The following is a 740-nucleotide window of genomic DNA, read 5'->3' on the forward strand; positions in this document are numbered from 1 at the left end:
GCGTAGATGTGATCAAGAGACAGCGGCGTTGCGCAGCAGGTGCAGGACCGGGTCCTTCAGCGCCTGCAGCACGCGGCGGTCGGCCTCGGTCTCCATCCCTTCCAGCCGCAAGGCGATCTCCCGGCCCTCGGAGCGGGCGAGGTCGCGCGTCATGGAGCCCAGGCCGCCGAGCACCGCCTCGGCCGGAACCAGGGAGATCCGCTCCACCCCCTGGCGCAGGCGGCGCGACAGCTGATCCGCGTTCCAGGCCGCGTCGCGGCCGTCGCGGACCAGGGCGGCGAGCTCCCGCCCCAGGCCGGACAGCGCCAGGTCGAATTCCCGCAGCCGCGCTTCCGCGCCGCCCCCGTTGGCCTTTCCGGCCTCGCCGCGCAGCTCCTGCCAGGTCCGGCGCAACCCCCGCAGCCGGCGCTCCAGCCGGCGCAGCGCCTCCGCCTGCCGATCCTGGTTCTGCAACTCCCCCGACAGCTCGTGCAGCAGGCCGGACAGGGCATCGACGCGTCCCGCTTCGACCCGCAGGTATTCGCCGCCGCCTGCCACCGGATGCCGCTCGGCGGGTGCCGGGGGGGAGGTTCCTGACGTGGAGGTTCCTGGCGTGGCGGCGGGTGCCGCCTCTTTCTCGCCGCCTTCCTCGCCGGGCCGTTCCGCCGGGCCGGGCCGGGGCGCCGCCGGGGGCGCCCCATGCGCCTCCGCCGGGGCCTGTCTCTTGATCACATCTACGCACAGCTCCACCGTAAGGCGAA

At 74.6% G+C, this 740-nt stretch carries 1 pseudogene; it reads right to left on the reverse strand.

The annotated features are described in order from the left end of the window. Positions 1-12 precede the first annotated feature (12 nt). Positions 13-740: pseudogene (locus tag ROTAS13_RS25395) on the reverse strand (hybrid sensor histidine kinase/response regulator); the annotation flags it as partial.

It is taken from the genome of Roseomonas sp. TAS13 (genome assembly GCF_001950415.1).
GTDB lineage: Bacteria > Pseudomonadota > Alphaproteobacteria > Acetobacterales > Acetobacteraceae > Roseomonas > Roseomonas mucosa.